At 67.7% G+C, this 5,489-nt stretch carries 6 protein-coding genes; 3 read left to right on the forward strand and 3 right to left on the reverse strand.

The window, feature by feature from the left end:
- Positions 1-1,323, forward strand: a 1,323-nt coding sequence (locus ACFHVL_RS30630; RefSeq protein WP_416632081.1) for a nucleoside hydrolase-like domain-containing protein, incomplete at its 5' end; no start/stop codon positions are given.
- A 173-nt stretch (positions 1,324-1,496) separates the two neighbouring features.
- Here ACFHVL_RS30630 and ACFHVL_RS30635 read toward each other — a convergent pair.
- From ACFHVL_RS30635 to ACFHVL_RS30645, 3 genes are all read right to left on the reverse strand, one after another.
- Positions 1,497-2,528 carry a carboxypeptidase-like regulatory domain-containing protein gene (locus ACFHVL_RS30635; RefSeq protein ID WP_416632083.1) on the reverse strand — a complete coding sequence of 344 codons (1,032 nt, stop codon included), beginning with the start codon at positions 2,526-2,528 and terminating at the stop codon, positions 1,497-1,499.
- 129 nt (positions 2,529-2,657) lie between these two features.
- A complete protein-coding gene (locus ACFHVL_RS30640; protein WP_416632084.1) occupies positions 2,658-3,017 on the reverse strand; it encodes a hypothetical protein in 360 nt (119 codons plus the stop codon).
- A gap of 117 nt (positions 3,018-3,134) precedes the next feature.
- Complete coding sequence (locus ACFHVL_RS30645) at positions 3,135-3,548, reverse strand: FAD-dependent oxidoreductase (RefSeq protein ID WP_416632086.1); 414 nt, start codon at positions 3,546-3,548, stop codon at positions 3,135-3,137.
- Between the two features lie 327 nt (positions 3,549-3,875).
- On the opposite strand from ACFHVL_RS30645, the gene ACFHVL_RS30650 reads away from it, so the two are divergent.
- Positions 3,876-4,775: an IclR family transcriptional regulator gene (locus tag ACFHVL_RS30650; RefSeq protein WP_416632087.1), complete on the forward strand. Its 900-nt coding sequence runs from the start codon at positions 3,876-3,878 to the stop codon at positions 4,773-4,775.
- Between the two features lie 118 nt (positions 4,776-4,893).
- Positions 4,894-5,352 carry a YybH family protein gene (locus ACFHVL_RS30655; protein ID WP_326552087.1) on the forward strand — a complete coding sequence of 153 codons (459 nt, stop codon included), beginning with the start codon at positions 4,894-4,896 and terminating at the stop codon, positions 5,350-5,352.
- Positions 5,353-5,489 lie beyond the last annotated feature (137 nt).

Here is a 5,489-nt window from a genome sequence, read left to right on the forward strand (position 1 = left end):
AACGACAGCCGCACCAACTCCCTCGCCAAGACAATCTCCGTCACAGAACCAACATCAGGAACAAAACCCCGAGTCATCAACACAACCGACCTTGGTGCCGACCCGGACGATCTGCAGTCACTGGTCCGCATGCTGGTGATGGCCAACGAAGTAGACATTGAAGGCATCATCGGAGGCACCAGTTGCTGGCGGCCGACCCAGACCTCTTCCAACGTGAACAATCTGCTGAATCCACGGCTGAACGCGTATGGCCAGGTGCTGTCCAACCTGCAGCGGCACGCCGATGGCTACCCGAGCCTGTCGTACCTGCAGTCCGTTTCGAAGCTGGGCCAGACCGGCTACGGCATGGACGCGGTCGGCGCGGGCAAGGACACCCCCGGTTCAGAACTGATCATCGCCGCTGTGGACCGAGACGACCCGCGCCCGGTCTGGGTCAACTTCTGGGGTGGTGGCAACACCCTGGCGCAGGCGGTGTGGAAGGTACGGAACACCCGTAGCCAGGCAGAGGTCAACCGGTTCATCAGCAAGCTTCGGGTCTACGACATCCTCGGTCAGGATGACGCGGGCGCGTGGCTGACGAAGAACTACCCGAACCTCATCTACATCCGCGCGAAGAACCTCGTGTACAGCTGGCAGCCGTCGGACAGCTGGGTGGACTCCAACGTCCAGAACCACGGCCCGTTGGGTGCTCAATACCCGGACAAGACATGGGCGACAGAGGGTGACACGCCAGCATTCCTGCACCAGATCGCCAACGGACTGACCGATCCCGATCACGTGGACTGGGGCGGTTTGGGCGGTCGTTTCGGTCCAGCGGAAAAGTCCGCCGTCCGAGGTATGTCGTGCAGCGGCAGGCTCTCGCATGAGCCGTCGTTCGACCCGTACTACATGTACACCGATGCCTCGGAGAGTAACTCGATGAGCCGGTGGAGCACCGCGATTCACAACGACTTCGCGGCCCGGATGGACTGGAGCATCACCAGCAGTTTCTCGGGTGCCAACCACCACCCGATCGCAATCCTGAACGGTGACACCACCAAGCAGGTCCTAGAGGTGTCTGCCGCTGCTGGTTCCAGCGTGAACCTCAGCGCGGCCGGCTCCAGCGACCCTGACGGCAACTCCCTGGCATACTCGTGGTCCTTCTACAACGAGCCGAGCTCCTACAACGGCAGCGTGTCGATCAGCAACAGCACCGGCACCTCGGCCACAGTGCAGGTCCCGTCGAACGCTGGCGGCCAGAGTATTCACATCATCCTGCAGGTACGTGACAACGGCTCGCCGAACCTGTACTCGTTCCGTCGAATGGTCATAAACGTGCGATAGTCGGTAAGCAGACCACTCGACCGATCAGCAGTCGAGATGCCCTGCCGGGCGGGATGATGATTGCCCGTCCGGCAGGGCATCCAGCTGTCGGGGACTGCGGAGACTGGGCGGGTCAAGTGATCATGGTCGCACAGGGCGGCGACGCCGTCGCCCCGCCCGGTCAGTTGCGGCGGTCAGCTGGTCGCGGTCAGGTCGAAGTCGATGGTGACCGGAGTCCAGCCCACCCAGACCAGTGCCGCCTCGGTGAAGGTCTGGGCGGCCGGATGCCATTGAATCGACCTGTAGCTACAGTCGCACCGCAGTTTGATCACCTGGCCGGGCAGCACCGGCAGCTGGTACGTGTTTCCGACATACTCCACGCCAGTGACGTCGCCGGTGACGGCGTTGAACGCGATCACCGGGCTGTAGCTGGGCAACTCGTCGACCAGCACGGTGCCGACCACCATGGTCGGTGCCCGCAGGACCTGGTCCAGGGTGACGGTCTGCCCGGACCGCACCTGCACGGTCCGGGCCAGCATGGCGTTGCCGACGCCACCGGACCACTGGGTCGCGGTCCGCGGACCGAAGAACTGCAGGGCCCAGCGGTACGGACCGAGCCCGGTGACGGTGTAGCGGCCGGCCGGGTCGCTGATCGGCTCGGGGGTGTACTTGGGATGCGGCACCATTGGCACCACCCCGATGTACACGCCCTGGACCGGCTGGCCGGTGGCCGCGCCGGTCAGGGTGCCGGTGATGTCACCGGGTGGGTCCAGGCGGATCTGCGGTGCGGCGGCGGTCGCACCGGCCCGGACCGCGACCACCGCGGCGAGGTGCCGTTGCCCGGTACCGCCGCGGGCGCCGACCCACTGCTGTCCGTGGTGCTGTCTGTCGCGCGGCGCGGCGAACAACTGGTAGCGCCCCGGCTCGACACCGTCCGCAACGATCGCACCCTGCTCGTCGGTGCACCCGCCGGCCATGCCGAGCTGCCTTTCGCCGAGGGAGACCCAGGTGTAGCGGTCACGGTCGAGCGGGACGAGCCTGACACAGGCTCGGGCCGGTCGGCCGGTCGCCGCGTCGTGGACCGTGGTGGTCACCGTCCCGGGCGATTCGGTCACGGGTCCAGTTACGACACCGGACGCGGGGCTGACCGATGCGACGGTGAGTGCTGGCAGTACGAGCAGCAGCGCGGCATGCCGGAGGATCCGGCAGGCGGTTGATTGGTTCATCTTGTACTCCGAGCTGGGCGACGTCGGTGCCTGACCGTAGCCGCCCCTACCGGGCTGCGCTGTCGGATCAGGGACCGGTTTCGCCATGGGCAACGACCGTCGTGGCCACTGCCCGCTCCCGGTGCCCGGCTAGCGGAGCAGCTGCAGGACCAGCACGACCACACCGAGGGTGAAGAACAGCGGGAAGTCCGGCGGCAGGATGCCGCCGAGGTTGCGGTAGAAGCGCAGGATCAGCATCATGCCGAAGAAGGCCACCGTGTAGCCGGCGGCGATGGCGCCGATCTCCGGCCGCCAGATGCCGATCACCAGGCCGACGGCGGCCAGCGTGTCGAGCACCGCCAGCAGGAGCGTCAACGCCCGACTGGGTCGGAATCCAAAGTGGTTCTGCAGCGGCGCGATGCCGGCCTCCATGCCGATGTACATGGCGAGGCCGTGCAGGACGAACTCCATGATGAGCACGGCAGAGCAGATGATGACGATGATCCGCACGGGGTGTTCTCCAGTGGTCGGGCGCGGTCGAACAGGCCGGTTGGGTCGAGTGAGCCGGATGGGTCGAGTGAATCGAGTCAGGTCAAGCCGGCAGGCCGGCCAAGTCGGCGAGGCGGGTCAGGGCCTGGTCGAACAGCCCGGCACGGTCGTCGATGATGTTGTTGAGATGGTGGCACCGGCCTTGGCCGCCTCCTCGCGCAGCACCGCGACCAGATCGCCCCGCATGATCGTCAGGTTCATCGCCCGGCCGGCGGGGCGCCCGGACCGGGACGCCCGGCCGAGCAGTCGGCCCTCGCCGCTCCACAGGCAGAGTCGGTTCACCACGATCCCCTTGGCCTGCGTCTGCTCCAGGCAGCCGACCGAGTGCAACGCGCCGAGGCCGTTGGCCGTGAGGTTGATGAAACCTCCGGTCGTGCCGGCGGGATCGAGGTAGGCCTCGTAGACCGAGGTCGCGATCCCGGAACGGGCCAACGCGACCGCCGTCAGTGACCCGGCGAGGCCGGCGCCGACAACCGTAGCCTCCAGTGTCATCGGGTCGTGCCACCTTCCGTAGTGATTCGTCGCGACGGTTGGAGTGTCCCGCCCTCCAGTGCAGTACCCCTTGAGGTCGTGCCGCAGGGATCGACCGCCACAATGCTCGCATCCAGCGCCGGCCGGGTGCGCCCCGGTAAAAGGGTGGTGACCAGGTATGATTTGGCGCAAATCAGCGTCAAGGGGATCCGGTTCGCTTTCAGCCGCGCTCTGGGCGACCGGGCCTGGTGCCCGCCGGTCCGCCCGAGGTGGCCTAGCCGTCAAACCGGAACGCCGTTACGCTCTGGATTCCACCGACCGCTGCATTCGGTTGAAACCATGCCAACCATGAGTTCATCGGGGTGGGCCACGAACTGGCCGAGCGAGGAGTTGTGTGTGTTGCCCCGTCAATCACAGACCGAGACCGAGACCGGCGCCGGTGGCGCGGGCAAAGGCGGCGACGGCCCCAGCGCCACCATCGCAGCCGTCGAACGGGCGGCCGACGTACTGCTGCTGTTCGGCCGGATGCCCGGCGACGACCTCGGGGTGACCGAGATCGCCGACGAGCTCGGGTTGTCCAAGGCCGCGGTGCACCGGGTGTTGGCGTCGTTGCGCGGCCGGGGCCTGATCTCGCTCGATGAGAACACCCGGCGCTACTCGCTCGGGCTGGAGGCGCTGCGACTGGGGCTGCGCTACCTGGAACGAATCGACGTACGCCACATGGGACGGCCTTACCTGCAGGAGCTGCGGGACCGCACCAATGAGACCGCCACGCTGTCCGTGCTGGCCGGATCCCGTCAGCGGATGTACGTCGACCAGGTGACCCCCGCCCGGGAAGTGATCATGTCGGTGAACCTGGGTGAGCCGTATCCGCTGCATGCCGGCGCCTCGTCGCGGGCGTTCCTCGCTTTCCTGCCCGCCGCCCAGGTCGAGGAGTACCTGGCGTCGTCGAAGCTGGAGGCGGTCACCGCGTTGACGGTGACCGACGTACAGCAGTTGCGCGAGGAGCTGGCACAGGTACGCACTCAGGGGTGGGCCAGATCGGCGGCCGAGCGCAAGGAGGGCGCGGCCTCGGTGGCGGCGCCGGTCTTCGGTCACGACGGGGTGCCGCTGGCGGTGGTCAGTGTCTGCGGTCCGATGGAACGTTTCTCCGACGAGTTCGAGGTGTGTCGGGACGCGGTACTGGACGTGGCGGCCCGCTTCTCCGAGCGGTGCGGCGGCCACCGCACCAGCGACGTCGGAGGCTGAGACCGCCGCTGTCGTAGCCGCCAGGCGGCGCTCTGGGCTGGTCAAACACCGACCAGGTCGAGATAATGGAACGGCGTTTCAACGACCGCCCGAGTCGACCGACAGCGAGGACGCCACCATGCCCGCCACCCCCACCCGGTCAGCCGTCGACACCCCGGCCCAGATGCTCGACGCGCTTCGTGAGCGGGACCTCGACGGCGTCCTCGACTGTTTCGACCCCGGACCGCAGACCTACGTCTTCCTCGAAGGCCCACGCTGGAGCAACCGGGGCGGCGACCGCGTCCACGAGGGGTGGCGTCGCTACTTCGACTCCCCCGTCCGGCTGATCGAATGGCGCTGGGCGGACGGCCCGGACGTGCACGAGAGCCAGCACGTGGCGTTCGTCTGCGGCATCGTCGACTGCCACTTCACCGGCGGCCCGCAGGACCGCCAACTCCGGATGCGGATGACCTGGGGGCTACGGCGCGGCACGGACGGAGTCTGGCGGATCATCCACGAGCACGGCTCGCAGCCGCTGGCCGACCCGTACGGCACCGGCGACTGGTTCGCCGAAGCGGGTTCCGGCCAACCTGCCTGAGCCCGCCGGCTGAACCGCCGCATGAGCCCGCCGGCTGGCCCCGGCCAACCAGCCTCACGTCGACCGGCGCGAGGCCAGCGCGAGGCCAGCGCGAGGCCAGCGCGAGGCCAGCGCGAGGCCAGCGCGAGGCCAGCGCG

Source organism: Micromonospora sp. LOL_023 (genome assembly GCF_048060115.1).
In the GTDB taxonomy this organism is placed as follows: Bacteria; Actinomycetota; Actinomycetes; order Mycobacteriales; family Micromonosporaceae; genus Micromonospora_E.

Coding starts and splice junctions, on each gene's coding strand:
- ACFHVL_RS30635 (WP_416632083.1), bottom strand. CDS start 2,528: ATGAACCAATCAACCGCCTGCCGGATCCTCCGGCATGCCGCGCTGCTG.
- ACFHVL_RS30645 (WP_416632086.1), bottom strand. CDS start 3,548: ATGACACTGGAGGCTACGGTTGTCGGCGCCGGCCTCGCCGGGTCACTG.
- ACFHVL_RS30650 (WP_416632087.1), top strand. CDS start 3,876: ATGAGTTCATCGGGGTGGGCCACGAACTGGCCGAGCGAGGAGTTGTGT.
- ACFHVL_RS30655 (WP_326552087.1), top strand. CDS start 4,894: ATGCCCGCCACCCCCACCCGGTCAGCCGTCGACACCCCGGCCCAGATG.